The 24,343-nt window shown below is 73.7% G+C and carries 26 protein-coding genes; 20 read left to right on the top strand and 6 right to left on the bottom strand.

Annotated elements, in window-relative coordinates:
- Window positions 1–6: 6 nt before the first annotated feature.
- Window positions 7–480, top strand: a complete 474-nt coding sequence (locus ACFYNO_RS06915) for a carboxymuconolactone decarboxylase family protein (protein ID WP_388006437.1) — start codon at window positions 7–9, stop codon at window positions 478–480.
- A gap of 21 nt (window positions 481–501) precedes the next feature.
- Here ACFYNO_RS06915 and ACFYNO_RS06920 read toward each other — a convergent pair whose 3' ends face one another.
- Window positions 502–1,047 (bottom strand): nitroreductase family protein, encoded by a 546-nt coding sequence (locus ACFYNO_RS06920; protein ID WP_388006440.1) that lies wholly within the window; start codon window positions 1,045–1,047, stop codon window positions 502–504.
- 239 nt (window positions 1,048–1,286) lie between these two features.
- Here ACFYNO_RS06920 and ACFYNO_RS06925 point away from each other — a divergent pair, with 239 nt between their 5' ends.
- From ACFYNO_RS06925 to ACFYNO_RS06965, 9 genes are all read left to right on the top strand, one after another.
- Window positions 1,287–2,021: a Crp/Fnr family transcriptional regulator gene (locus ACFYNO_RS06925; protein WP_388006443.1), complete on the top strand. Its 735-nt coding sequence runs from the start codon at window positions 1,287–1,289 to the stop codon at window positions 2,019–2,021.
- Between the two features lie 17 nt (window positions 2,022–2,038).
- Complete coding sequence (locus ACFYNO_RS06930; RefSeq protein ID WP_388006446.1) at window positions 2,039–2,953, top strand: hypothetical protein; 915 nt, start codon at window positions 2,039–2,041, stop codon at window positions 2,951–2,953.
- Entirely contained in the window at window positions 2,950–3,264 is a 315-nt protein-coding gene (locus ACFYNO_RS06935; protein WP_388006449.1) for a hypothetical protein, read from the top strand. Before ACFYNO_RS06930 ends, ACFYNO_RS06935 begins: the two co-directional genes overlap by 4 nt.
- Entirely contained in the window at window positions 3,255–4,001 is a 747-nt protein-coding gene (locus tag ACFYNO_RS06940) for a hypothetical protein (RefSeq protein ID WP_388006452.1), read from the top strand. The genes ACFYNO_RS06935 and ACFYNO_RS06940 overlap by 10 nt, the downstream gene beginning before the upstream one ends.
- Window positions 3,998–4,306, top strand: coding sequence for a helix-turn-helix domain-containing protein (locus tag ACFYNO_RS06945; RefSeq protein WP_388006455.1), 309 nt, complete (start codon window positions 3,998–4,000; stop codon window positions 4,304–4,306). The genes ACFYNO_RS06940 and ACFYNO_RS06945 overlap by 4 nt, the downstream gene beginning before the upstream one ends.
- The gene (locus tag ACFYNO_RS06950; protein ID WP_388006458.1) at window positions 4,303–5,418 is read left to right on the top strand and encodes a hypothetical protein; all 1,116 of its coding nucleotides are present in this window, start codon (window positions 4,303–4,305) and stop codon (window positions 5,416–5,418) included. Before ACFYNO_RS06945 ends, ACFYNO_RS06950 begins: the two co-directional genes overlap by 4 nt.
- A gap of 139 nt (window positions 5,419–5,557) precedes the next feature.
- The gene (locus tag ACFYNO_RS06955; RefSeq protein WP_388006461.1) at window positions 5,558–5,995 is read left to right on the top strand and encodes a hypothetical protein; all 438 of its coding nucleotides are present in this window, start codon (window positions 5,558–5,560) and stop codon (window positions 5,993–5,995) included.
- A 275-nt stretch (window positions 5,996–6,270) separates the two neighbouring features.
- The gene (locus tag ACFYNO_RS06960; protein ID WP_388006464.1) at window positions 6,271–7,032 is read left to right on the top strand and encodes an SDR family oxidoreductase; all 762 of its coding nucleotides are present in this window, start codon (window positions 6,271–6,273) and stop codon (window positions 7,030–7,032) included.
- 5 nt (window positions 7,033–7,037) lie between these two features.
- Window positions 7,038–8,012 (top strand): RNA polymerase subunit sigma-70, encoded by a 975-nt coding sequence (locus tag ACFYNO_RS06965; protein ID WP_388006467.1) that lies wholly within the window; start codon window positions 7,038–7,040, stop codon window positions 8,010–8,012.
- Here the strand turns inward: ACFYNO_RS06965 and ACFYNO_RS06970 are convergent.
- A complete protein-coding gene (locus tag ACFYNO_RS06970; RefSeq protein ID WP_388006470.1) occupies window positions 7,981–8,976 on the bottom strand; it encodes a helix-turn-helix transcriptional regulator in 996 nt (331 codons plus the stop codon). The genes ACFYNO_RS06965 and ACFYNO_RS06970 overlap by 32 nt on opposite strands.
- 97 nt (window positions 8,977–9,073) lie before the next feature.
- Here ACFYNO_RS06970 and ACFYNO_RS06975 point away from each other — a divergent pair, with 97 nt between their 5' ends.
- Window positions 9,074–9,613 carry a DinB family protein gene (locus ACFYNO_RS06975; protein ID WP_388006473.1) on the top strand — a complete coding sequence of 180 codons (540 nt, stop codon included), beginning with the start codon at window positions 9,074–9,076 and terminating at the stop codon, window positions 9,611–9,613.
- 51 nt (window positions 9,614–9,664) lie between these two features.
- On the opposite strand, the gene ACFYNO_RS06980 is transcribed toward ACFYNO_RS06975, so the two are convergent.
- Complete coding sequence (locus tag ACFYNO_RS06980; RefSeq protein WP_388006599.1) at window positions 9,665–11,095, bottom strand: endo-1,4-beta-xylanase; 1,431 nt, start codon at window positions 11,093–11,095, stop codon at window positions 9,665–9,667.
- A 331-nt stretch (window positions 11,096–11,426) separates the two neighbouring features.
- A complete protein-coding gene (locus tag ACFYNO_RS06985) occupies window positions 11,427–11,867 on the bottom strand; it encodes an Lrp/AsnC family transcriptional regulator (protein WP_388006602.1) in 441 nt (146 codons plus the stop codon).
- A 91-nt stretch (window positions 11,868–11,958) separates the two neighbouring features.
- On the opposite strand from ACFYNO_RS06985, the gene ACFYNO_RS06990 reads away from it, so the two are divergent.
- From ACFYNO_RS06990 to gap, 3 genes are all read left to right on the top strand, one after another.
- Window positions 11,959–12,885, top strand: coding sequence for an SMP-30/gluconolactonase/LRE family protein (locus ACFYNO_RS06990; RefSeq protein ID WP_388006476.1), 927 nt, complete (start codon window positions 11,959–11,961; stop codon window positions 12,883–12,885).
- Between the two features lie 22 nt (window positions 12,886–12,907).
- The gene (locus tag ACFYNO_RS06995) at window positions 12,908–13,867 is read left to right on the top strand and encodes a GlxA family transcriptional regulator (RefSeq protein WP_388006479.1); all 960 of its coding nucleotides are present in this window, start codon (window positions 12,908–12,910) and stop codon (window positions 13,865–13,867) included.
- A gap of 128 nt (window positions 13,868–13,995) precedes the next feature.
- Window positions 13,996–14,991 (top strand): type I glyceraldehyde-3-phosphate dehydrogenase, encoded by a 996-nt coding sequence (gene gap / locus ACFYNO_RS07000; RefSeq protein ID WP_388006482.1) that lies wholly within the window; start codon window positions 13,996–13,998, stop codon window positions 14,989–14,991.
- Window positions 14,992–15,043: 52 nt separating this feature from the next.
- Here gap and ACFYNO_RS07005 read toward each other — a convergent pair whose 3' ends face one another.
- Complete coding sequence (locus ACFYNO_RS07005; RefSeq protein WP_388006485.1) at window positions 15,044–15,406, bottom strand: VOC family protein; 363 nt, start codon at window positions 15,404–15,406, stop codon at window positions 15,044–15,046.
- Window positions 15,407–15,508: 102 nt separating this feature from the next.
- Between ACFYNO_RS07005 and ACFYNO_RS07010 the strand changes: the two genes are divergently transcribed.
- The 3 genes from ACFYNO_RS07010 (at window position 15,509) to ACFYNO_RS07020 (ending at window position 18,104) form a co-directional block, all read left to right on the top strand.
- On the top strand, window positions 15,509–16,312 hold the full coding sequence (locus ACFYNO_RS07010; RefSeq protein WP_388006488.1) for a helix-turn-helix domain-containing protein: 804 nt from the start codon (window positions 15,509–15,511) through the stop codon (window positions 16,310–16,312).
- A gap of 123 nt (window positions 16,313–16,435) precedes the next feature.
- Window positions 16,436–17,302: an LLM class flavin-dependent oxidoreductase gene (locus ACFYNO_RS07015; protein ID WP_388006491.1), complete on the top strand. Its 867-nt coding sequence runs from the start codon at window positions 16,436–16,438 to the stop codon at window positions 17,300–17,302.
- A gap of 169 nt (window positions 17,303–17,471) precedes the next feature.
- Window positions 17,472–18,104 (top strand): hypothetical protein, encoded by a 633-nt coding sequence (locus ACFYNO_RS07020; protein WP_388006494.1) that lies wholly within the window; start codon window positions 17,472–17,474, stop codon window positions 18,102–18,104.
- A 15-nt stretch (window positions 18,105–18,119) separates the two neighbouring features.
- Here ACFYNO_RS07020 and ACFYNO_RS07025 read toward each other — a convergent pair whose 3' ends face one another.
- The gene (locus ACFYNO_RS07025) at window positions 18,120–19,376 is read right to left on the bottom strand and encodes a metallophosphoesterase (protein ID WP_388006497.1); all 1,257 of its coding nucleotides are present in this window, start codon (window positions 19,374–19,376) and stop codon (window positions 18,120–18,122) included.
- 166 nt (window positions 19,377–19,542) lie between these two features.
- On the opposite strand from ACFYNO_RS07025, the gene ACFYNO_RS07030 reads away from it, so the two are divergent.
- The 3 genes from ACFYNO_RS07030 (at window position 19,543) to ACFYNO_RS07040 (ending at window position 24,336) form a co-directional block, all read left to right on the top strand.
- Entirely contained in the window at window positions 19,543–19,698 is a 156-nt protein-coding gene (locus ACFYNO_RS07030) for an FDLD family class I lanthipeptide (protein ID WP_388006500.1), read from the top strand.
- A 115-nt stretch (window positions 19,699–19,813) separates the two neighbouring features.
- Window positions 19,814–23,062 (top strand): lantibiotic dehydratase, encoded by a 3,249-nt coding sequence (locus ACFYNO_RS07035; protein WP_388006503.1) that lies wholly within the window; start codon window positions 19,814–19,816, stop codon window positions 23,060–23,062.
- Entirely contained in the window at window positions 23,059–24,336 is a 1,278-nt protein-coding gene (locus ACFYNO_RS07040) for a lanthionine synthetase C family protein (RefSeq protein ID WP_388006506.1), read from the top strand. The genes ACFYNO_RS07035 and ACFYNO_RS07040 overlap by 4 nt, the downstream gene beginning before the upstream one ends.
- The last annotated feature ends 7 nt before the right edge of the window (window positions 24,337–24,343 follow it).

Raw genomic sequence — 24,343 nt, forward strand, 5'->3', positions numbered from 1 at the left:
CTGGTCATGACGAACGAGAGCAGCACGAACCGGACCGCCCCCGTCAACTTCGCCGAGCAGGCCCCGAAGGCCTTCAAGGCCCTGATCGGCTTCGACGCCGCCGCCCGCGCGGCCCTGGACCCGACCCTGGTCGAGCTGGTCCTGATCCGCGCCTCCCAGCTCAACGGCTGCGCCTACTGCCTGCACATGCACACCACCGACGCGCGCAAGGCGGGCGAGACCGACGAGCGGATGCACATGGTCGCGGTCTGGCACGAGGCCGAGCACTTCTTCACCCCGGCCGAGCAGGCCGCCCTCGCGCTGACCGAGGCGGTCACCCGGATCTCCGGCCGCGTCCCCGAGGAGGTCTACGCCCGCGCCGCCGCCCACTTCGACGAGCCCGCGCTGGCCGGCCTGATCGCGCTGATCTGCGCGATCAACACCTGGAACCGGATCGCCCTGGTCACCGGCAAGGTCGCGGGCACCGACGAGCGGGGCTGAGCCGGCCCCGGCCCGCAGCGGTCAGTCCTCCGCCACCGTGAACGGCGCCGAGCGCAGCTCGGCCGTGGTGCGCCGGGTCCGGGCCGGCGACGGATCGTCGCCCGCCCGCCCGACCGCGATCATCGAGACCACCGCCCACCCGGGCGCCGGCCGCAGCTCGGCGGTCAGCCCGTCCAGGTCGAACGCCCGGAACTGGTGCGAGGCCAGCCCCAGCGCCTGCGCCTGCAAGGTCAGATGGGCCACCGCCTGCCCCAGGTCGTAGTCGGCGAACTCCGAGTACTGCAGCCCGGACCCGCCCACCTCCCGCCGGGTCAGCGCCACCAGCAGCAGCCCGGCGTCCACCGCCCACCGCGCCGAACTCCCCGCCAGGTGCCGCACCAACCGCTCGTGCCCCGCCTCCCCCGGCCGCGCCGCCACGAACCCCCAGGGCTGCGAGTTCCCCGCCGACGGCGCCCACCGCGCGGCCTCCAGCAGCACCTCGAGGGCACGGTCGTCGACCACCCCGGCGGGATCGAACTTGTAGGGACTGAACCGCCCGGCTAGCAGCGGATGGAGATCACTGGACACGTCCACCCCGAACCCCGGCCCGCGCCCCGGCATTCCACCGCGGCCCAGAAGACCTCTGGTAGCTTCCGAGCCGTCGTGCTGCAGGACGGGGACCCCGCGACCCCGAGACGGTGTGCGCCCCGTGCGGAATCACGAGGTGCTGGTACTCCTCATACGCCCTTTCGGTCCGAATCCGTGAATGATTCCATGTCCTGAGATCGACCGTTCCGGGAACACTCGGCTCGACGAAGAGGTGGGTCATGCGTCGTACGGTCCGCGGCTCGGCACAGTGGAACTCGAATGCGGCTGGTGGCAGGAAAAATGGCTTATCCCTGCTCGGTGAACTGTCGGAATCGGCGCTTCACGAGCTCCGGCGAGTCGGGGTTCAGAAGTCATATTCGACGGGGGAGCGAATCCTGGTCGAAAAGGAGCCGAAAGATCACGCGGTGTTCCTGCTGAGCGGGCTCGCGAAGGTCACCATCAGCCTCACGGGCAGTACCGGTGAAGCGCTGCTCGCCATCAGGGTCGCCGGGGACGTAGTTGGGGAGATGGCCGCGATCGAGAACGTGCCGCGCTCGGCCACGGTCACGGCGTGTAGTGACGTCGACGCACTCGTGGTCGACGGCGGGGTGCTGCGGGACTTCCTGGTCAGCCATCCGGAGACCGCTCTGCCGTTCATACGAACCGTCAGCAGGCGACTGCGGAAGGCGAATTCCTGGCGCGTCGACTTCGGCGAGTTTCCCGCCCGGGTCCGGCTCGCCCGGATCCTCTCGGAATTGGCCGAGGAACACGGTTGTGCCGGGGTCCGATCCATCGTGATCGGCGTCAAGCTCACCCAAACCGAACTAGCGGCGCTAGCCGGTCTCAGCCTTGATACGGCGCAGCGGGCGCTGGCGCACCTGCGGAAGGAGCGGATCATCACCACCGGCAACCGTCGAATCGAAGTGCTCGACGGGGACCGCCTCCGGGTGATGGGGCTCCTGCCGGCTCGGTAGGGCGGCCCTAGCAGGCGATGGCGGGGCTCGCCAAGCAATCCGTATTTCGACGGATTGTTCGGCGATTCGGTTCGGCGAGTCGGACAGTTGGCGTCGAGCGACACCAACTGTCCGACCTCATCGAGCAGGTGATGGATCACATGACATCGAATCCGAACGGGTGTCCGGCCTCAGGGCCCCAACCGGATCTCACCCGCTGCCTCTGTCTGGCGGCGGACATCGAGCGCTACAGCCGGTTCGACACCCCGGACCAGCGGGCTGTCCAGGCCGAACTCGCCCGCGTGATGCGAGCGGCGGCGGAGCTCAGTGGGCTGGACCATGCGAAGTGGGTCACCCAGCCGCAGGGCGACCAGGAGTTCGCGGTGCTCCCGGGCGGCACGCCGGAACCGGTGGTCCTGAGCGACTTCGTCTCCCACCTGGCGGCTGAACTGGGCGGGTACAACGCCATCCGTCCGGAGGCACGGAGGATGCGCCTGAGGCTGGCCATCGACACCGGTGTGGCTGCCACGGCCGCCCTGGGGTTCTCCGGTCCTGCGCCCATCGCGGTGGCCCGGTACCTGAGCGCTCCCGAAGTGGCGCAAGCGCTGGCCAAGACCAGGTCGGCGAGCCTGGTGGTGGTGATCTCGGACCGGCTCTACCAGGACGTGGTGAAATCCCGTTTGAACGGGCTCGACCCGCAGCAGTACCGGCGCATCCACGTGGAGCGGAAGGGCTTCGGCGGGTACGGCTGGGTGCAACTCCCGGGCACTGTCCCGCACGATCTGCCGCGTGCGCGACGAGGAGGTTCCGGCGGCGAGCCGCAGTCGAGCCGCGAAGGCAGTGACCTGCCCGGATCGGGTTTTGTCCAGCGGGATGTCAACGGCACCGCGATCCAGGGCGTCATCAACGGCTCCGTCATCTGCGGTGCACCGTCCGGCGGAGCCGACCGATGAAGGCCGGCCACGCCGAAGCCGGATTCGATCTGAAGGACTTCCAGGAGACGGTGGGTTCGCTCGGTGCTGCTCGCCAGGACCGGACGGTCGGCCTCGGTGTCCTGGGGCTGATCGGTGGTGATGTCCACTACTACGCGGCGGGCTGCGGTTCGCACCAGGAGCACGGTCCGGGCCGCCGCACCCGTGGGTACTCGGCGGCCGGCTACGAGCTGTTCCGCGGGCGACTGCACCGGATCAGCCGGGCCTGCTCGCGCCTGCTGGACGATCTTCACGACGGTGACGAAGAGTTGGGAGGAACGTCATGGGACTGATTCCGTTCGACCGAGTATTCGACGTGCTGGAGAGCCGGTTCCGGGTCTCGGACGTCTCCCTCGCGGTGGCCACGCCCGATGGGATGACTCGGCTGTCTCCCGTCGAGGCACGAGGGGTCCTGTACGACAGGTCGGGAAATCGGCGGCTGGCTGACCAGATCTGGCGCCAGTCGGTCATCTCCGCACAGTGCGAAGGAAGTTCGGCGGGTGACCGTCGACTGTTCGCGATCTGGTTGGCGCTGCCCGCGGTGCGAGGCACGGTGTACCGGCTCGCCACCCGGTGGCGCATCGACCGGCGGGACCTCGAGTCCGAGGTGCTGCTCGCCCTACTGTCGGCCTTGGAAGCGGCGGATACCCGGGCTCCCGAGATCGGCCGCGAACTGCTCCGGCACGCCTTCAGGCAGGTGTGGAACGCCGCACGCGCCCGGCTCCGGGAGCGGCCGATGGCGGACATCGAGAGGTCGGCGGCTGCCCATCTCACCGCGGAGTCGCCGGATCCATCGCTCGTGAGTGACTGGACCGATGGCTGGGAGTTGCAGGTATCGCCACCCGCTCGGCCTGACGGCCTGTCGGCGGTGGTCCGGTTCAGCGTCTCGCCGGAGCGGCTGGAGAGTTTTCGACTCGGCGCGCTCGCCGACCACTTGGGCCTGCGGGAGATCGTGTACCGCGCACGGCGCCCGGGTGAGGGAACCCGGATCGGGACCTTGTCCCTGCGTCCGAGGGGAGCCCTCCGATGAGCGCCCGACTCAGGACCTGGGTCTCGTTCGCCGAGGCGTTCGAGCTGCCGCTGGTCCTCGATCTCCGCACCGCCGCGCGGGTGATCGGGGTCTGCCCCGCCACCGCGTACAAGCTCATCCACCGGGGCGGATTCCCGAGCCGGGTGCTGTGGGTGGGCGGGCAGTACCGGATTCCCACCGCCGACCTGCTGCGGGCTGTCGGGATCGAGGAACGCCCGGTGTACCAGGACGACTTGCAGGCCGGTGCGGAGTACGCGCAGCGGTCTGTCCAACTGATCGAGTCCGGATGGGAGGACTGCTCATGAGCATCGAGGCATTCGTCGAGCCGGAGTCGGAGGAAGCGGTGATCAAGACCTGCTTCGTCATCGGTCCGATCGGCAACGAGCACGCGCCGGACGAGAGTCCGGAGCTGCGCGCGTACGAGGACAACCTGGAGATCTTTGAGAAGGTCATCCTTCCCGCCTGCGCCAAGTACGGCATCGTCCCGGTGCGGGCGGACGGGATCGCCGACTCCGGCGAGATCACCGAGCAGATCTGTCGGCACGTGCTGCACGACGACCTGGTGATCGCGGACATCAGCGGCGGTAACGCCAATGTCGTCTACGAACTGGGGATGCGCCACCTCATCGGAAAGCCCACCATCCACATCGGCGAGTCCGGTCCGCTCCCCTTCGACCTCGCCTTGATCAGGACCATCCTGTTCAAGCGGAGCAGGACCGGACTGATCAGGGCACGCCGTGATCTGGAGAGTTCGCTCGACGGAGTGCTTCGCAACGGGTTCGAGCCGCTGACTCCCGCCAGGATCCTGCTGGGGCTGCCCGCAGCGGCTCCGGCTCCCGCGACGACCGATTCGGAGCAGGACGATCCGGAGGCCCCGGGCGTGATCGACCGGTTCGCCCGGGTCGAGGCGCAGATGGGAGCGATGGGCGAGACCGCGGAGGAGATCACCGGGTTCCTGATGGTGGTCGCCGAGCTGAGTGCGCAGATCGGTCCTGTCATGGAGCGCGCCTCCCAGCCCGGGGCACCGATGGGCGCGTGGCTGCCGGCGATGTCCGAGCTCGCGGCAGCGATGGCCGAACCGGCGGCCGGCTTGCGGGAGTCCTGCACGCGCTTCGCCGGACAGATGGTGGAGATGGACGCGGCGGTCCGGTCGGTGTTCGAGCTCATCGAGGTGCTGCCCCGTGAGGAGCGCTCCGAGGGCCTGACCGGGTTCCTAGAGCAGATGGTGGGCATGTCCGAGAGCACGCATGAGGTTGTGCAGGTGCTCGGCCAGCTCGAGGTCGCCATGAAGTGGATGACCAGGATGAGCCGGGAGCTCCGTGCTCCGGGCAAGGACATCTCGGTCGCGGTCAAGCAGGTCAGCGGCGTGATCGCGCAAATTTCGGCCTGGGAGCACCGGGCCCGTTCACTGATGTGACGGGTGCACGGGTGGGCTCCGGCACTCGAGGCTGGAGCCCACCCGTGGTCCCGCGCCACTTGAACTTTTCGCAGCCGGAGTTCCCAGCCTCGCGGGTATTGGGCGAGGCCGGCGTGCGAGTGCAGGGAAGGAGACGGGCATGAGCGTGTTCGTGCTGGTGGTGGGGCCGTTCAACGGGACCGGGGTGTGGCAGGAGGTGGCCGGGCGGTTGGAGCAAGTGGTGCGCTCGGGGCCATCGCAGCTGCGGGCGCCGGCCTACCCACGCGGCGGGTTCTTCGAGCTGGCGACCGGACACTGGCCGATGGTCTCCGACCCGCGCTCGCTCGCGCTGCTGTTCCGGCGGGCCGCCGCCGACGAGGGTTTGCGGCTGACCGTGCCGGACGCGCAGCTGTCAGCCTTCTCGGTGCCGGCGCCGCCCTGCCCGCGCGAGCGGCACGGGCGGGTGGGCCTGCACTTGCCGGCCGTGGTCGGGCCCGCGCCTGCGGTGCCCTTCGTGCACGGCGGCCGGGTTGCGCTCTGGGGCTTCTCCGGCCGACCGAAGCGGTATTCGGAGCGGGTCGGCTGCCGATCGTGCTGAGCGGGCCGGAGCTGGACCTCCCCCAGCTGCGCGGCACGGTCGAGGAGTAGCTGCGGGTGACGCGGGAGTGCGATGCGAACGTCGAGGTGGTCGATGTTCCGGACACCGGGTACGCCTCCGAGTTCTAGTCGCCCCCGGCTCTCCGGGTAGGTGATGGGGCCGGTCGACACAGGATCGGCGCAGCCGGAAAAAACCCCGGCGGGCGGCGACGGTTTTCCGCGCCGCCGCCGGTCTACCAGGGGACCGCACTCCGAGCACGACCCGAGGAGCACCCCATGTCCACCCATCAGTCCACCGAGCAGTCCACCCAGCAGACCGCCATCGTCACCGGCGCCTCCCGCGGCTTCGGGCGGGCGATCGCCACCGCGCTCGTCGCCCGCGGGGACCGGGTGATCGGCATCGCCCGGGACGGGAGCGGGCTGGCCGCCGTCCAGGCGGAGCTCGGCGCCGCCTTCACCCCCGTGGTCGGCGACGCCACCGGCGAGCAGCTGGCCGAGCAGCTGATCCGCACCCACCGGCCCACCCTGCTGGTGCTCAACGCGGGCGCCGTGCCGCACGTGGCGCCGGTCCAGGAGCAGAGCTGGGAGAGCTTCAGCCACAGCTGGGAGGTGGACACCCGGCACGCCTTCGCCTGGATCCGCGCGGCACTGCGCGAGCCGCTGGCACCGGGCAGTACGGTGGTCGCCATGTCCAGCGGTGCCGCGTTGAACGGCTCCCCGCTCAGCGGCGGGTACGCCAGCGCCAAGGCCGGCGTGCGCCACCTCAGCGGCTACGGGGCCGACGAGTCGCAGCGGGCCGGCCTCGGCATCCGGTTCACCGCCCTCTTCCCGCCGCTCACCCCGGCCGGTGCCGTCGGCGCGGCGGGTGTCGCGGGCTACGCGCGGCGCCAGGGCGTGGACCGGGAGGCGTTCGTCGCGGCCATGCCGGCCGTGCTCACCGCCGAGCAGGTCGCCCGTGCGGTGCTCGAAGCGGCGCAGGACCGGGACGGCGCCGCCGAGTACCGGATCACCGCCGACGGCGCGACCCCGCTGGACTGACGCCGGTGCCCGCAGACGACATCAACGCCGAAGTCGGCCGGTCCGACTTCTCGGTCCTGGCTGAGCCGTACCGGCCCGAGCTGCTGGCGCACTGCTACCGGATGCTCGGCTCGATCCACGACGCCGAGGACCTGGTGCAGGAGGTCTACCTGCGGGCCTGGCGCGCCTACCCGGGCTTCGAGGGCCGCTCCTCGCTGCGCACCTGGCTCTACCGGATCGCCACCCGGACGGTGCTGACCGCCCTGGAGAGCCGCGCCCGCCGCCCGCTGCCCTCCGGGCTCGGCGCGCCCGCCGAGGACCACCGGACGCCGGTGGCGCCGCGCGAGCCCGCCGTCGACTGGCTGCAGCCGGCGCCCGACGCGCTGCTCGGCGGCGGCGACCCGGCGGCCGTGGTGGCCGGGCGGGCCGGGATCCGGCTGGCCTTCGTGGCCGCGCTGCAACTGCTCTCGGCCCGGCAGCGAGCCGTGCTGACGCTCCGTGACGTGCTCGGCTTCCACACCGCCGAGGTGGCGGAGCTGCTGGACACCACGGCCGACGCGGTGGACAGCGCGCTGCGCCGGGCCCGGGCCAGGCTGGCCGCGGCCGGACCGGTGCAGGAGGAGCTGGCCGAACCGGACGAGCGGGCCGGGCGGGCCCTGCTCGACCGCTACGTGGACGCCTTCACCCGGGCCGACGCGGACGCCCTGGTCGGCCTGCTCCGCGCCGACGCGGTGCTGGAGATGCCGCCCACACCGAGCTGGTTCCGCGGGCGCGCGGCCGTGGCCGGTTTCCTGCTGGAGCGGGTCTGGAGCCCGGACACCTGGCAGCTGACCCCGACCCGCGCCAACGGGCAGCCGGCCGCGGTGATCCACCGTCAGGGCGAGCCCTACGGCATCCAGGTGCTGACCCTGGCCGGGGACCGGATCCTGCGGATCACCTCGTTCCGCGATCCGGAGCTGGTCCGCTTCTTCACGGCGCCCCGGCCGGAGCCGGAGGGCTGAGCCGGGCCGCCCGGTCGAACCGCCGCGCCCAGTCCGCCAGCTGGTCCCGCAGCTCCGGCGGCGAGACCACCTCGAAGCCGGCGCCGAGCCCGCCCAGGACCAGGCACGGCCAGTCCAGCGACTCGGTGGTCATCCGCAGCCGGCAGCGCCCGGCCGAGACCGGCTCCACCTCCGCCCAGCGTCCGTACCGCCCGAGGGCCGTCGCGGCCGGCACGTCCACCAGCACCTCGACCCGGTGCGGACGCGGCGCCGTGCTCACGCTGCGGCGCACGAACTCCGCGTAGTCACCGCCGCCCGGCAGCTCGCGCGGCCGGAACCGCTGGCCGCCGCCCTGCGGCGTGCCGAGCCGGTCGACCCGGAAGGTGCGCCAGTCCTGCCGGTCCAGGTCGTAGGCGACCAGGTACCAGCGGCGGCCCAGGCAGACCAGCCGGTGCGGCTCCACCGTGCGCTCGGAGGCCCGGCCGGCGCCGTCGGTGTAGCGGAAGCTCAGCTGCTCGGCGTCCCGGCAGGCCAGGGCGACGGCGGTCAGCTCGGCGGGGTCGATGGCGGAGGCGGCGGAGGGGGAGTCCAGGCCGGCCGGCACGGTCATCGCGCGCAGCGCCTCGACCCGGCGGCGCAGCCGGCCCGGCATCACCTGGACGACCTTGGCCAGCACCCGCACCGAGGCCTCCGCGATCCCCTCCACCCCGCCCTCGGCCGCCGCCTGCAGGCCGACCGCCAGCGCCACCGCCTCCTCGTCGTCGATCACCAGCGGCGGCAGCGCGGCGCCCGCGGCCAGCTGGTAGCCGCCGTCCACGCCGCGCTGCGCCTCGACGGGGTAGCCGAGTTCGCGCAGCCGGTCGATGTCCCGGCGCAGCGTGCGGGGCGAGACGCCGAGCCGGTCGGCCAGCTCCTCGCCGGGCCAGAAGCGGTGGGTCTGCAGGAGCGAGAGCAGACGCAGGGTGCGGGTGCTGGTGTTCGCCATGAGTCCGATCCTCTCCGGCATTGCGGTCAGGAAGTGGCCGCAATGGTCCGTAGCGTAGGACCTGTCCGAGAGAGCGGGAAGCGGAAGGCGAACCACCATGAGCGAGCAGACCACCAGCACTGTCACCACGGTCACCGGCGAGCGGGCCGACCTGCTGCGGGTGCTGGGCAAGCAGCGGAACTTCCTGCGGTTCACCACCCGCGACCTCACCGACGAGCAGGCCGGGCGGCGCACCACGGACAGCGAGCTCTGCCTGGGCGGCCTGATCAAGCACATGACCCACGGCGAGCGGTCGTGGACCGAGTTCATCCAGGTCGGCCCGTCGGCGATGCCGGACTTCGCGAGCATGACCGAGGCGGACTTCGCGGCGCGGGCGGACGAGTTCCGGCTGCTGCCGGGCGAGACGCTGGCCGGTGTGCTGGCGGAGTACGAGGAGGTGGCCCGCCGGACCGACGCGCTGATCGCCGAACTGCCCGACCTGGACGCGCTGCAGCCGCTGCCGAAGGCGCCGTGGTTCGCGGACGGCTCCTGGTCGGCCCGGCAGGTGCTGCTGCACATCATCGCCGAGACGGCGCAGCACTCCGGGCACGCCGACATCATCCGCGAGGCGCTGGACGGCCAGAAGACCATGGGCTGAAACGCGCCGGCGCCCGCCTCCCCCTGGCGGGAGGCGGGCGCCGGCCTACGGTCAACCGATGGTGCAGGCCGTGCCGTTGAGGGTGAAGGCGGTGGGCGCCGCGGTGTTGCCGGTGTGCGTCGCCTGGAAGCCGACGGTGGTGGCGGCACCGGGGGCGAGGGTGCCGTTGTAGCTCAGGCTGGTCGCCGTGACGGCGCCGCTGGACGGCGTGATCGCGGTGTTCCAGGCCGAGGTCACGGTCTGGCCGCCGGGCAGGGTGAACGCCAGCGACCAGCTGTTCAGCGCGGTGGTACCGGTGTTGGTGATGGTCAGGTTCTCGGTCAGGCCGGTGTTCCAGGCGTTGACCACGGCGCCCACCCGGCAGCCGGCACCGGGGCCGGACGAGGGGGATGCCGAGGACGAGGGCGAGGACGAGGGCGAGGAGGTGGGCGAGGACGAGGGGGTCGGGCTCGATCCGCCCAGCGCCGTGACCACCGCCGAATAGGCCGGCTTGGGCTGGTAGTTGTTGTCGTACATGGTGGCCGCGCCGTAGCCGGAGAAGGCCCCGGGGATCCAGGAGTCGGCATCGCCGACGCCCCACTGGGAGACGCCCACGCAGCCGGCGACCGCCAGGCAGTCGTTCACCACCGTGGCGTAGTCGGCGGCCTGCTGGGCCAGGCTGCCGCTGTTGGCCGGGAGTTGGATGCGGTCGTCGAGCTCGGTGACCGCGACGTTCACGCCGAGCGCGGTGAAGCGCTGCATGTTGGCCTTCATGTCGCTGGGCACCTGCCCGACGATGAAGTGGCTCTCGAGGCCGACGCCGTCGATCGGCACGCCCTGGGACTTGAGCGAGGCGACCAGGTTGTACATCGCGTTGCTCTTGGCGTTCTCGCCCTCGATGTTGTAGTCGTTCAGGTAGAGCTTGGCGTTGGGGTCGGCGGCGTGCGCGGTGCGCAGCGCGTCGGCCAGGTAGCCGCTGCCCATGGCGTTGTAGAAGGCGTCCTGGCGCAGCGAACCGTCCTCGTTGAACGGCTCGTTGACCACGTCCCAGGCGTAGACCTGGCCCTTGTAGTGGGTGGCCTCGGTGGTGATGTGGGACTCCATCACGCCCTGCACCTGGTTGGACGGCAGGTTGCTGACCCAGCCCGGCAGCTGGCTGTGCCAGACCAGGTTGTGGCCGCGCACCCGCATGCCGTTGGCCTTGGCGTACGAGACGATCTGGTCGCCGGGGCCGAAGTTGTAGTTGCCGTTGGAGGGTTCGGTGGTGTCCCACTTCATCTCGTTGCCCGGGGTCACCATGTCGAACTGGCTGGAGGCGACCGCGGTCAGGGTGGAGTTGCTCAGGTTGGACTGGGTGAGGGCGGTGCCGAAGTAGTGGCCGCCGGACTCGGCCAGGGTCTTCAGGCTGGTGCCGGCGGCACCGGCCTGGGCGCCGGGGCCGGTGAGCAGCAGGGCGGCGCCAGTGGCGGCGGCGACCGCCGCGAGCAGGACGCGGGAGGGCATGACGGACACCGGTGTGGTCCTTTCCACGGGGTGGATGGGGGATCGGACGTACAGGTGATGCATGGGGGAACGGCATCCGGCCGGCCGTCCGCGGGGGGCGGGACCGCGCCGCCTCGGTCCCGAACCCGGCGTCGAATGTTTCGACGACTGGCCCGAATGTCAGCGTGACCCTACGGGCCACCCGACGGTCCGTCAACCGCCCTGGCAGCCAACGCTGGTGTGACGGCAGAGCGGTACTGCTGCGCTCCGCCGGGCCTGGGTTTCTCGCAATATTCGGTGGCTCCGCCAAAACAATCGAAGGACGCCCGGTCGCCTGTCGGGTGCTGGGCCGCTACGGGGTGGCGGACGCCGGCCGCTCGAAGAAGGTCTCCAGCGAGACCGTCGCCTGCGTCCCGCTGACCCCCTCGATGGCGTACAACCGCCGCAGCACGTCCTGCAGTTGCTCGGTGGTGGCGGTGCGCACCTTGACCAGCACCGAGGCGGCGCCGGCGATGATGTGCGCCTCCTCGATCTCGGGGATCGCGGCGAAGGCCGCGGCCGACTCCCCCATCCAGGCCGAGGACTCCACCATCACGAAGGCCAGCACGCCCAGTCCGAGCGCCTTGGGGTCGACCTCCACCGTGGTGCGCCGCACCACCCCCCGCTCGCGCAGTTTGCGGACCCGCTCGTGCGCGGCCCCCGCCGAGAGGCCGACCGCCTTGCCGAGCGCGGCGTAGGCCTGCCCGGCGTCCTGCTGCAGCAGCGCGACCAGCGCGCGGTCGATCCCGTCCAGGTTCTCCGAAGCCATGTTGCAACCATATCCGCTTCTGCCATACTCGCGTCGAAGCGAATCACATTTGGTGATCATGGCTTGGGGGTAGATCATGTCCGGCACGATCAAGCACGGCCTGTACCAGGTTCTGGACGACCGGTTCCGGACCGGCAAGTGCGCCAACGGCGACCTGCGGCTGGAGCTGCTGTACGACGGCTGCCGCTGGGCCGAGGGCCCGCTCTACCTGCCCGCCTGGCGGCAGTTGCTCTTCAGCGACATCCCCAACGACCGGCTGCTGCGCTGGGACGAGACCACCGGCGCGGTCTCCGTCTTCCGCAGCCCGGCCGGCCACAGCAACGGCAACACCCTGGACCGCGAGGGCCGCCTGATCAGCTGCGAGCAGGGCAACCGCCGGGTCACCCGCACCGAGCACGACGGCCGGATCACCGTGCTCGCCGACCGGTACCGCGGCCTGCGGCTCAACTCGCCCAACGACGCGGTGGTCCACTCCGACGGCTCGATCTGGTTCACCGACCCCGACTTCGGCATCACCAGCGACTACGAGGGCCACCGCGCCGACCCCGAGATCGGCGCCTGCCACGTCTACCGGATCGACCCGGCCAGCGGCGAGGTGCGGGTGGCCGCGGACGGCTTCGCCGGCCCCAACGGCATCGTCCTGTCGCCCGACGAGAGCCGGTTGTACGTGGCCGACAGCCGGGCCCGGGTGATCCGCGCCTTCGACCTGCGGCCCGACGGCACCCTGACCGGCGACCGGGTCTTCGCCGCCGCCCCCGACAGCGGCTTCGACAACATCCGCTTCGACGACGGCGGCCGGCTCTGGGCGGCGGCCTTCGCGGACGGCGTGCACTGCTACGACCCGGACGGCACGCTGATCGGCCGGCTGCTGGTGCCCGGCGAGGTCTCCAACCTGGCCTTCGGCGGCCCCAAGAACAACCGGCTCTTCATCACCGCCGGCACCTCGGTGTACTCCCTGGTGATGGCCGTCACCGGCACCCCGCGGGTGCGCACGGCGCCCTGACCGGCCGAACTACCCTGGGCGGGTGCCTGTCTCCCGCCCGCTGCGCCGCGCCGCCGTCCTCGTCCTGGACGGCGCCAAGCCGCTCGACGTCGGCATCCCCGCCCAGGTCTTCTCCACCCGCGGCAGCATGCCCTACGAGGTCCGGGTCTGCGGCGCGGCGCCCGGCCCGGTGGCCGGCGGCGACGGCCTCTCATACCACGTGGCGCACGGCCTGGAGGCGCTGGACTGGGCCGAGCTGGTCTTCATCCCCGGCCACCGCCACCCCGACCGGGACGACCCGCCGCCGTCCGTGGTCGCCGCCCTGGTCGCCGCGCACGCCCGCGGCACCCGGCTGGCCGCGATCTCCACCGGTGCGTTCACCCTGGCCGCCACCGGCCTGCTGAACGGCCGCTGGGCCACCACGCACTGGCACTACGCCCGGGCGCTGGCCGCCAAGTTCCCCGAGGTTCGGGTGGACGAGAACGTGCTCTTCGTGGACGAGGGCAGCGTGCTCACCTCGGCCGGCGCCGCCTCCGGCATCGACCTGTGCCTGCACATCCTGCGCCGCGACCTCGGGGTGGCCGCCTCCAACCACACCGCCCGCCGGCTGGTCGCCGCGCCCTACCGCAGCGGCGGCCAGGCGCAGTACGTGCCGCGCAGCGTGCCCGAGCCGATCGGCGAGCGGTTCGCCGCCACCCGGGAGTGGGCGCTGCACCGGCTCGGCGAACCGCTCACCGTGCGCACCCTGGCCCGGCACGCCGCCGTCTCGCCGCGCACCTTCTCGCGGCGGTTCGTGGAGGACACCGGCTACACGCCGATGCAGTGGATCATGCGGGCCCGCGTGGACCTGGCCCGTGAGCTGCTGGAACGCTCGGAGCAGAGCGTGGAGCAGGTGGCCGCCGAGGTGGGCCTGGGCAGCGGGACCAACCTGCGCCAGCACTTCCAGCAGATCCTCGGCACCACGCCCAGCGAGTACCGGAGGACCTTCACCCGGGGTGAGTGACGATCTCGGAAGCTGGGCAGGAAGGGGTGGCACGATCCTTGCGAACCCTGGCCGTCCTGCCACTGCCGACCGCCCGCCGCAGGAGTGAGGGTGGGTGTGTCACCACAGAAGAGATGAGGCCACCACCCATGACCCGCATCGCCATCAACGGTTTCGGCCGCATCGGCCGCAACGTCCTGCGCGCCCTGCTGGAGCGCGACAGCAAGCTGGAGGTCGTCGCCGTCAACGACCTGACCGAGCCCACCGCGCTCGCCCGGCTGCTCGCGTACGACACCACCTCCGGCCGCCTCGGCCGCCCGGTCAGCGTCGACGGCAGCACCCTGGTCGTCGACGGCCGCCGGATCGCCGTGCTGGCCGAGCGCGACCCGGCCAACCTGCCGTGGGCCGAGCTCGGCGTCGACCTCGTGCTGGAGGCGACCGGCCGGTTCACCTCCGCCGAGGCCGCCCGCGCCCACCTGACCGCCGGCGCGCGCAAGGTCCTGGTCAGCGCCCCCTCGGACGGCGCGGACGTCACCCTCGCCTACGGCGTCAACACCGACGCCTACGACGCGGCGGCGCACACCATCGTCTCCAACGCCTCCTGCACCACCAACGCGCTCGCGCCGCTGGCCGCCGTGCTGGACGACCTGGCCGGCATCGAGCACGGCTTCATGACCACCGTGCACGCCTACACCCAGGAGCAGAACCTCCAGGACGGCCCGCACCGCGACCCGCGCCGCGCCCGCGCCGCCGCGGTCAACATCGTCCCGACCAGCACGGGCGCCGCCAAGGCCATCGGCCTGGTGCTGCCCCGCCTGAACGGCAAGCTCTCCGGCGACTCGATCCGGGTCCCCGTCCCGGTCGGCTCGATCGTGGAGCTCAACACCACGGTCTCCCGCGACGTCACCCGCGAGGAGGTCCTGGCCGCCTACCGCACCGCCGCCGAGGGCCGGCTGGCCGGCGTCCTGGAGTACTCGGAGGACCCGCTGGTCTCCTCCGACATCACCGGCAACCCCGCCTCCTCCATCTTCGACTCCGCCCTCACCCGGGTCGACGGCCGCCACATCAAGGTCGTCGCCTGGTACGACAACGAGTGGGGCTTCTCCAACCGCGTCATCGACACCCTCCACCTGCTGGCGGGCTGACACCCGGACGCGTGGGGCCCCGCCGGTGCGACACCGGCGGGGCCCACGCGCGTCACCCGGCGATCAGGCAGAACGGGTGCCCCTGCGGGTCGGTGAGGACGGTCCACTCGGTGCCGCCCGGCTGGAAGTCCGGGCGGGAGGCGCTCAGGGAGAGCAACTCGCGGACGGCGGCGTCGAGATCGGGGACGGTGAAGTCCAGGTGCAGGCGTGCGCCGCCGCCGGGCCAGTCCGGGGCGGGGGCGTCGGCGACCCGGGCGAAGGCCAGGCCCGGGGTTCCGGGGCCCGCGCTGAGCGAGGTGAAGTCCGGTTCGCTGCCGGCGAGTTCCCAGCCGGTGGCCTTCTGGTAGAAGGCGGCGAGCGCGACCGGGTCGGCGCACTCGAGGACCACGGTGGCGAACTGGTGGAGGACGGGCATGAGTCGGCTCCTGACGGTGTGAACGGCCGTTGACACCGAGGAGCCTGGCCGGTGGGGCACCGCCCGGTCTTGAACATCCTTGCGCGGCCTATGCTGCGGAGCGTGCTCTCCGCCCGATCGGTGGCCGTCCGGCCCGAGTTCGAGATCAGCGCCGTCGCCTGCCGCAGCGACCACACCCGCTGGTCGCCGCCCGAGGTCCGCGGCGGACACCGCGTGGTGCTGGTCCGGCGCGGCCGGTTCCGGCGCCGGTGCGCGGGCGTGACGGCCGAGCTGGACGCGAGTCTGGCCTACCTGGGCGTGCCGGGGGAGGAGGAGAGCTTCGCGCACCCGTGCGGCGGCGACCTCTGCACCTCGATCAGCGTCGCCCCGGAGCTCTGGCGCACGCTGGCCGGCGAGCGCACCGAGGCCGGGGCGGTCTACGTGGACCCCGCGCTGGACCTGGCCCACCGCCGGGTGCTGGCGGCCGCCGGCTCCGGCGACGCCGACTACGCCCTGGCGGAGGAGCTGCTCGCCCTGCTGGCCACCGCCATCGCCCGCACCGCCACCGGCCCCACCCCGGGCGCCGCGGCCACCCGGGACCGCGCCCTGGTCGCGGCTGCCCGCGAGGCCATCGCCGCCGACCACCCCGCCGCCGGCACCCTGCTCTCCCTCGCCGAGTTGCTGGGCGCCTCCCCGTACCGCCTCAGCCGGGCCTTCCCTCGCGAACTGGGCGTCACGGTCACCCACTACCGCCACCGCGTCCGGATCGGCCGCGCCCTCGACCGCATCGAGGCCGGCGAACCCGACCTCGGCGGCCTCGCCGCCGACCTCGGCTACGCCGACCAGGCCCACTTCACCCGCACCCTGCGCCGGCACACCGGTCAGACGCCGAACGCGCTGCGTCGGCTGCTGGGACCTGGGCGGTAGCCGGGAGCGCTCGGCGCATGAGCTGAGCCGGGCCGGGCCGGGAGGCCGCCCCTCCCGGCAGGGAGGGGCGGGACTGAGGCCGGTGTTCGTCAGCCGTCCTGGCAGGTGGCTAAGTTGGCGACCATGACGGCCTTTCGAATCGGTGTGATGTTCGACCGCTCCTGGGACCCCGCCGGACTGCCCGCCTTCGCGCGGGCCGCCGAGGCCCTGGGGGTGGACGACCTGTGGGTGGTCGAGGACCTGGGGTGGAACGGCGGGATCTCGGCGGCGGCGGTCGCGCTGGGGGCGACCGAGCGGCTGCGGGTCGGCCTCGGGATCGCGCCCGCGCCGCTGCGCAGTCCGGCCCTGCTGGCGATGGAGGTGGCGACGCTGGCCCGGGTCTTCCCCGGGCGGCTGGTGGCCGGGATCGGCCACGGGGTGCGGGAGTGGATGCGGCAGGTGGGCGTGGCGCCGCGGTCGCCGCTGGCGCTGCTGGAGGAGACGCTGACCGCCGTGCGCGGCCTGCTGCGCGGCGAGCGGGTCACCGTGGACGGGCGCGAACTGCGGATCGACGGGGTGGAGTTGGTGCACCCGCCGGCGAAGGACGCGGTGCCACCGGTGATCGCCGGCGTGGTCTCGCCGCGGTCGCTGGAGCTGGCCGGGCGGGCCGCGCAGGGCACCCTGGTGACGGAGGGCCACGGTCCGGCGGACCTGCGCGCGGTGCGCGCCGCCGCCGAGCGGGGCGGTGCGGAGGCCGGTTACACGATCACCGTGTTCACCTTCCTGGGCATCGGCGAGGCCGCGGCACCGGCGCTGCGCGAGGCCGTGGCCGGGCACGCGCAGTGGCTGGGCCGGGCGGAGGCGGAGACCTTCACGGCCGGCGGCACGCCCCAGGAGGCCGCCGAGGCGCTGCGCGCGCTCGGGGCGGCCGGTGCCGAAACGGTGGTGGCGCGGATCTGCGGTCCCGAACCGCTGGCCCAGCTGGGCGCGGTGCTGACGCAGCTTCGGTAGGAGCGGGAGGTTCACCCCCGGGCATGACTGCGACAACGACCCGGACTCGTCCGGCCCTGGTCACAGCCACGCAACAGGGGTAACCAGCGGCGGTGCGTGTTGCGTAGACACAAGTGCCCGGCCGCGACGGCCGGGCAGCACCGCCAACGCTCCCAGGGGGGACCCCGCCATGAAGGCCAACCGACTCGCCGCCGCCGTCCTCGTCGCCGCCACCGCAATGCTCGCCCTGACCGCCTGCGGGCCCGACGAGGTCGACGGCGCCACCGGCGCCCCGTCGAACAGCGCCGCGGCCCCCGCCGGTTCGGCCGCGCCGTCCGGCGGGGCCAAGCCGACCGCGACCGCCAAGCCCAGCCCCGCGAAGCCGACCGCGACCGCCAAGCCCGCCGGCAGCGCCAAGCCGAGCGGCGGCGCCACCCCGAGCCAGGACTGCACCGCGGCGGCCAAGGAGGACCTGGCCGGCAAGCAGGTGGTCGAGGCCACCGACAACGGCTACCAGACCTCGATCTGGATGAAGGCCAAGCCCACCAAGTTCATCTGCGGCCCCGACGTCCCGGACGACGGCCACTACGACAGCTACGGCACCCCGGCCGTCTACACCTTCAGCAACGACGTCAAGACCTACGTGCTGGTCGGCGCCACGCCGCAGCCGGTCAGCCTGGACGCCTTCATGAAGCAGCAGGACGACTGCCTGCACAACCCCTCGGTCGTGCAGGCGCCCGGCGGCTGCTTCGGCAACCAGTACCTCATCACGGTCACCGGCCAGAACGTGATCACCAACATCGTCCAGCAGTACCACCCGTGATCCGGACCCCGGGTGTCAGCCGCTGCGCAGGGTGAGCAGGGTGATCTCGCTCGGCGCGAAGACCCGGAAGGGCGGCCCCCAGAAGCCGGTGCCCCGGCTGGTGTAGAGCTGGGTCCGCTCACCGTGCCGGCTCAGGCCGTGCACCACCGGCTGGTCCAGCCGGACGAGGAAGTTGAACGGCCAGATCTGGCCGCCGTGGGTGTGCCCCGAGATCTGGAGGTCGACACCGGCGGCCGCGGCCTGCGGGACGTACTTGGGCTGGTGGGCGACGAGCAGGACGGGGTGCTCCGGGTCCGCCCCCGCCAGCGCCCCGGCCAGGTCGGCCCGGTGCCCGCCCAGCCCGGAGGACTCGGCCGTCACGTCGTCCACGCCGGCGAGCACCAGCGAGTCCCCGCCGCGCTCCACCACCAGGTGGCGGTTGTGCAGCGGCTCCCAGCCCAGCTCGGCCATCCGGTCCAGCCAGCCCTGGGCCTCGCTGCCGTACTCGTGGTTCCCGGTCACGTAGACCCTGGCCAGCCGCGAGCGGACCGAGCCGAGCGGCGCGGACTGCGCCCGGCGCTGCGCGGGCGTGCCGTCGGCGATGTCGCCGGCGTGCACCACGACGTCCGGGTCCAGGGCGTTGACCGCCTCGGTCACCCGGGCCGACCAGGCCGCGCGGTCGATCGGGCCGTAGTGGGTGTCGGCCAGCACCACGACCCTGGTGCCGTCCAGGCCGCTGCCGAGCCGCGGCAGGCGGACGTCCAGCCGGCGGATCCGGGGGACCCGCATCGCCTCGTAGTGGCCCCAGGCCAGCAGCCCGGCCGAGACCGCGGCGACCGCCGCGGCGACGGCCCTGGCCCCGCCGGTGCCGCCGGCGCCGAGGCCGCTCAGCACCAGCCCGGCCACGGCGCCCAGCAGCGACCAGGTGAACAGCACCCAGACCACGCCGAGGCTGGTGTCCGCGATCCGCGCGGCCCGGTCGTCGCGCCGCGGACCGTGGCCGGCGATCAGCAGGAACGGGAAGGCGACCACCCAGGCGGCGAGCACGACCGGGCCGAGCACGGCGACCGGCAGCGGCCAGTCGGCGCGGGGGCCGAGCAGAGTCCACCAGGGCGGCAGGCAGAGCACCAGCAGGATCAGCACCGCCACGGCCAGCCGTCGGGCGGTCGAACGCCGGCGGCGTGCGCCTGCCGCGGGCTCCGGCGCAGCCGCCTCCTGGAAGTTCGCCTCCTGAGGGCCCGCCTCCTGGAGCGCCGGCTCCTGAAGCACCGATTCCGACCCGCTGTCGCTCATCACGTTCGCCCCTCACCGTCGCTGCCTCCATCATCCGCCACCCGCCGCCGGTCCGGACCGCCGGGTGGCCATGGGCTTCGGACGCCCTCCAGCACCGCTCCAGACCGCTTGGCGAGACTCCTCATTGCACGGCCCGAAGCTCCAACCACCAATCCAGGAGGCTGATATGAGCACCGCCACGCTGCCCGTCACCGAGGACGTCCTCGAGGTCGAGGACCTTTTCGACCTCGACGTCCGGATCGAGCTCGACGACACCAACGCCGCCGAGTCCCGGTTCACCTCCATCACCTGTGCGTCCTGCTACCCGACCTGGTGCTGCTGATCACGGCCGCCGAACGGCTCCGTCCACGCCATGCGTGCGACGGAGCCCGCGGCTGAGGGCTCACGGACTCCGCCGCCCACCACGCCTCCGGACCACCACCGAGGGACTGCCGCAGATGCCGTTGCCGCCCGCCCCCCAGCCGCTCTTCCGCGCCGCCCCGGTCGCCCTGCTGCGCGCCCCGGCCCGCGGCCACCGGCAGCGCGCCGGCTGGGCGGAGGCCGCCGCCTCCGCCGCCCCCACCGACCGCGCGGCCTGCGAGCGGCTGCTGCGCGGCGCGGCCGGCGACCCCGGCTTCCTGGACGCGCTGCGGATCGCCAGCCCCACCCTGGCCGAGCTGCTGGCCGCGAGCACCCGCCCCACCGGGCTCGCCGGCCGCACCGACGCCCAACTGCGCCGGGCCGCCGCCTCCGTGCTGCGCTACGAGATCCGCCTGCGGTCCCGCTGCACCCCGTTCGGCCTGTTCGCCGGCGTCGCCCCGGTCGCCCTGGCCGGCGCGGCCGAGGGCCCGGCGCCGAAGGTGTCCTGGTCCGGCCCGGCGCGCACCCGTACCCGGGTCGACCTGGACTGGCTGCTGCGGCTGGTCCAGCAGGTCGAGCAGGACCCCGAACTGCTGCCCCACCTGACCCTGCACGTGCATGCCGGAACGGTCGCGCGCGGCGGCCGGCTGGTGACCGCCGCCCCGTCCAACCCCGGTGCCGCGGCGGGGGAGAGCAACCGCAGCGAGGTCTCGGTGCGGCTCACGCCGGTGGTCGCCGCCGCGCTGGAGCTGGCCGCCACCGGGACCACCACCGCGGGGGCGGCCGCCGCCGAGCTGGACCGGCGCTTCCCGGCCGCCCCGCCCGGCGCGACCGCCGCGCTGCTGGCCACCCTGGTCCGCCAGGAGTTCCTGATCACGGGCCTGCGGCCGGTGCTGGACGGCGGGGACCCGCTCACCCGGGTGCTCGGCGTGCTGGCCGACGCCGAGCGCTCCGCCGGACGGCCGCTGCCGCTGCGGACGGCGCTGCTCGCGATCGCCGCCGACCGCGACCGCTACGACGCGGCGGCCGGGCTCGACCCGGCGGCCGCCCTCGCCGAGCGCGCCGCCGCGCTGGCCGCGCTGGAGCGGCGGATGCGCCGACTGGCCGACGCCGACCGGCTGGTCCACGTCGACCTGGCGCTGGGCGCCGAGCTGCGGCTGCCGCACACCGTGGCCGAGGAGGCGGTCCGCGGGCTGGGCGCGCTCTGGCGGCTCTCGGCGGCCGGCCAGGGACCGCTGCGCGGCTACCACCGCGACTTCCTGGGCCGGTACGGCCTGGACCGGGTGGTCCCGGTGCCGGAGGTGCTGGACGACACCGCCGGCCTCGGCGCGCCGGCCGGCTACCAGTGGCCGCCCTCCGCCCGCTCAGAGGAGCAGCCGCCGCGTCCGGCACGGGAGTTGGAGCTGCTGCTCGGCCGGCTGGCGGCCGCCGCGGTGCGCGACGGCGCCCGCGAGGTGGTACTTGACGACGAACTGCTGGACCGCCTGGCCCCCGGCGAGCCGGACCGCGAACTGCTGCCGCAATCCTGCGAGTTGTTCTGCACCCTGGTCGCCGAGGACGAACCGGCGCTGGCCGCCGGCGAGTTCCTGCTGGTCGGCGGCGGCGGACCGGGGCCGCTCGAGGCCGGGGCCACCTTCGGCCGGTTCGCCGGACTGGCCGGCCCGGTCCACCGGGAGCTGGCCGCCTTCGCCTTCCCCGAGCAGCCGGACGCGATCCACCTCGCCGTGGCCTACCAGCCCAGGCTCACGCGGGCGTTGAACGTCGCCAACAGCCCGCGCACCGCCACCCACGAGGTGGCGATCGGACTGCCGCCGGACCCGGCCGCGACCGCCGTGCGGCTGGACGAGATCGGCGTGGCCGCCACCATCGACCACCTCTACCTGGTGCACCTGCCGACCGGGCGCCGGCTGCTGCCGCACGCCCACCACTCGATCGACCCGCGCAGCCAGGCGCCGAACGCCGCCCGGTTCCTGATCGAGGTCGGCCGGGACGCCCAACGCCCGTACGCGCTCTGGAACTGGGGTCCGGCCGCGAGCGCCCCGTTCCTGCCCCGGGTGCGCTACGGCCGCACCGTGCTCGCCCCCGCCGCCTGGCGGCTGGACGAACTGCGCGAGCAGACCGAGCTGGAGCCCGCCGACTGGGCCGAGGCGGTGCGCGACTGGCGGGAGCGCTGGCGGGCGCCGCGGCAGCTGGTGCTGACCATGGCCGACCTGCGGCTGCCGGTGGACCTGGCCGAGCCCTGGCACCGCGAACTGCTGCGCGAGGCCGTGGCCAAGGAGCCCGACCTGCTCGCGGTCGAGCTGCCGGGCGGCGAGCAGCGGGCCAACGGCTGGCTGCGGGACGCCGAGGGGCAGCCGCGCCAGTGCGAGCTGGCGCTGGCCTTCGTCCGCGAGTCGGCTCCAACGCCGTTGAGCACAGCGCGAGTTCGGAGCGGCGGCCGGCGGCTGACAGAGCCCGGCGGCGAGTGGCTGTACGCCAAGCTCTACCTCGCCACCCGGCAGACGGACACCTTCCTGGCCGAGCAGCTGCCCCGCTTCCTCACCGAACTCCCGGACTCCACGCGTGAGTTGATAGACCGCTGGTTCTTCATCCGGTTCCGCGACCCGGACGACCACCTCCGGCTGCGCTTCCACGGCCCCGCCGACCGGCTCTGGCCGGAGCTGCTGCCGCCGCTGCACGCGGCGGTCCGGCGATGGTCGGCCGAGGGGCTGGTCGGCCGGTTCGTGCTGGACGGCTACGACCCGGAGTGGGAGCGCTACGGCGGGCCCGAGGCCCAGGAGGCCGCCGAGCGCTTCTTCGCCGCCGACAGCCGCACCGCGCTCACCCTGCTGCGGATCGCCCGGCAGCCCGCCGCCCGGGCCGGCGACCTGCCGTGGGACCCGCCCACCCTGGGTGCGCTCTCGCTCGCCGCGATCGCCCACGCCTTCGGCCCGCCGCCCGCCACCGGAGCCCGGGCCGCCCGCCACCAGGAGCCGGCCGCCGCCTGGCTGGCCGGCCTCCCCGCCGACCGCCGACTGCCCGCCGGCTTCCGGGCCCACCGGGCGCAGTGGCTGCGGCTGATCGACCCGGCCGGCGGCTGGCCCGCGCTGGCCGAGCACCCGCTCGGCGCACAACTGGCCCAGGCGCTGGCCGACCAGGCCGCCGAACTGCTTACCTACCGCGAGCAGTTGGATGCACTCGCCGCCGGCGGCACCGACTGGTCGCCGCTGCCCGGCGTGCTGACCAGCCTGCTCCACATGTCCTGCAACCGCCTGCTCGGACCCGACCGGGAGTCCGAGGAGCGCGCCCACACCCTGGCCCGCGCCTGCGTGGTCGGAAACGCCGACCGCAGGAGGCACCAGCGATGACCGCCCCCGCCATCACCGGGCTCGGCGAGGCCGTCGACCGGGTGGCCCGCGCCCTCGTCGCGGAGCCGCACCCGAGCGCCCCCGCGGCCGCCCTGGAGGGCGGCGCGGGCGTCGCCCTGTTCCTCGCCGAGCTGGCCCGCCACGACTCCGCCTGGCTGCCCGCCCTGCACGCCCGGCTGGCCGCGGCGGCCAAGGCCCTGAACGGGACCACCTCGCACGGCGTGCAGCACGGTCCGGCCGCCGTGCTGGCGGCCGTCCAGTCGGCGGCCCGGATCGGCGGCCACTACCCGGGCCTGCGCCGCACCCTCACCGCCCACGTCGCCGCCGCGCAACTCGCCGGCCTGGCCGCCCCGTCCACCGCCCCCGGCGTCTGCTGGGCCGACTACGACGCCGTCACCGGCGTCACCGGCGTCGGCCGGGTGCTGCTCAGCGCCGTCACCGAAGGCGACGCCGAGGAGCGCACCGCCGCCGAACCCGCCCTGCGCGCCACCCTCGCCCACCTCGTCGCGATCAGCCGCCCGGTCCGGCTGGACGGCCACCGGGTGCCCGGCTGGTGGGTCCCCGCCCACCGCCAGCCGACCGACACCGACCGCGCCCGCTTCCCGCGCGGCGACCTCAACCTCGGCACCGCCCACGGCATCGCCGGCCCGCTCGCCCTGCTGGCCCGCAGCACCGAACTCGGCATCACGGCCGACGGCCAGTCAGCCGCCCTCCACCGGATCGCCGACTGGCTCACCGCCCGGGCCGACCACGACGCCCACGGCCCGTACTGGCAACCCCGCCTGCCGCTCGACGAGGAGCTGGCCCGCGCCGCCGGCCGCCCCCGCACCCCGTCGCCCCCGCCCCGCACCGCCGCCTGGTGCTACGGCTCGGTCGGCATCGCCAACGCCCTGCTGCGCGCCGCCCGGGTCACCGGCGAGCCCGCCTGGTCCCGCCTCGCCCTGGCCGCCGCCCACGCCGTCGCCGCCCGCCCCGGCGACCTGCTCGGCCCCACCGTCTGCCACGGCGAAGCGGGCTACCTGCAGGGCCTCTGGCGCCTCGCCCGGCAGAGCGCGGACCCCGCCCTGCTCGGCCACTGCCTGGTCCTCGCCGTCCGGCTGGCCGCCGACTGGGACCCCGGCACCCGCTACGGCTACCCCCACCTCACCCCGGACCCGCACCCCGAGGAGAACCCCGGCATCCTCGAAGGCGCCGCCGGCGTCGCGGCCGCCCTGATCACCGCGCTCTCCGGCACCGAGGATCCGGTCTGGGACCGCGTCCTGCTGCTCTCCTGACCAGCAG

Origin of the sequence: Kitasatospora sp. NPDC006697 (assembly GCF_042869935.1) — a bacterium.
In the GTDB taxonomy this organism is placed as follows: Bacteria; Actinomycetota; Actinomycetes; order Streptomycetales; family Streptomycetaceae; genus Kitasatospora.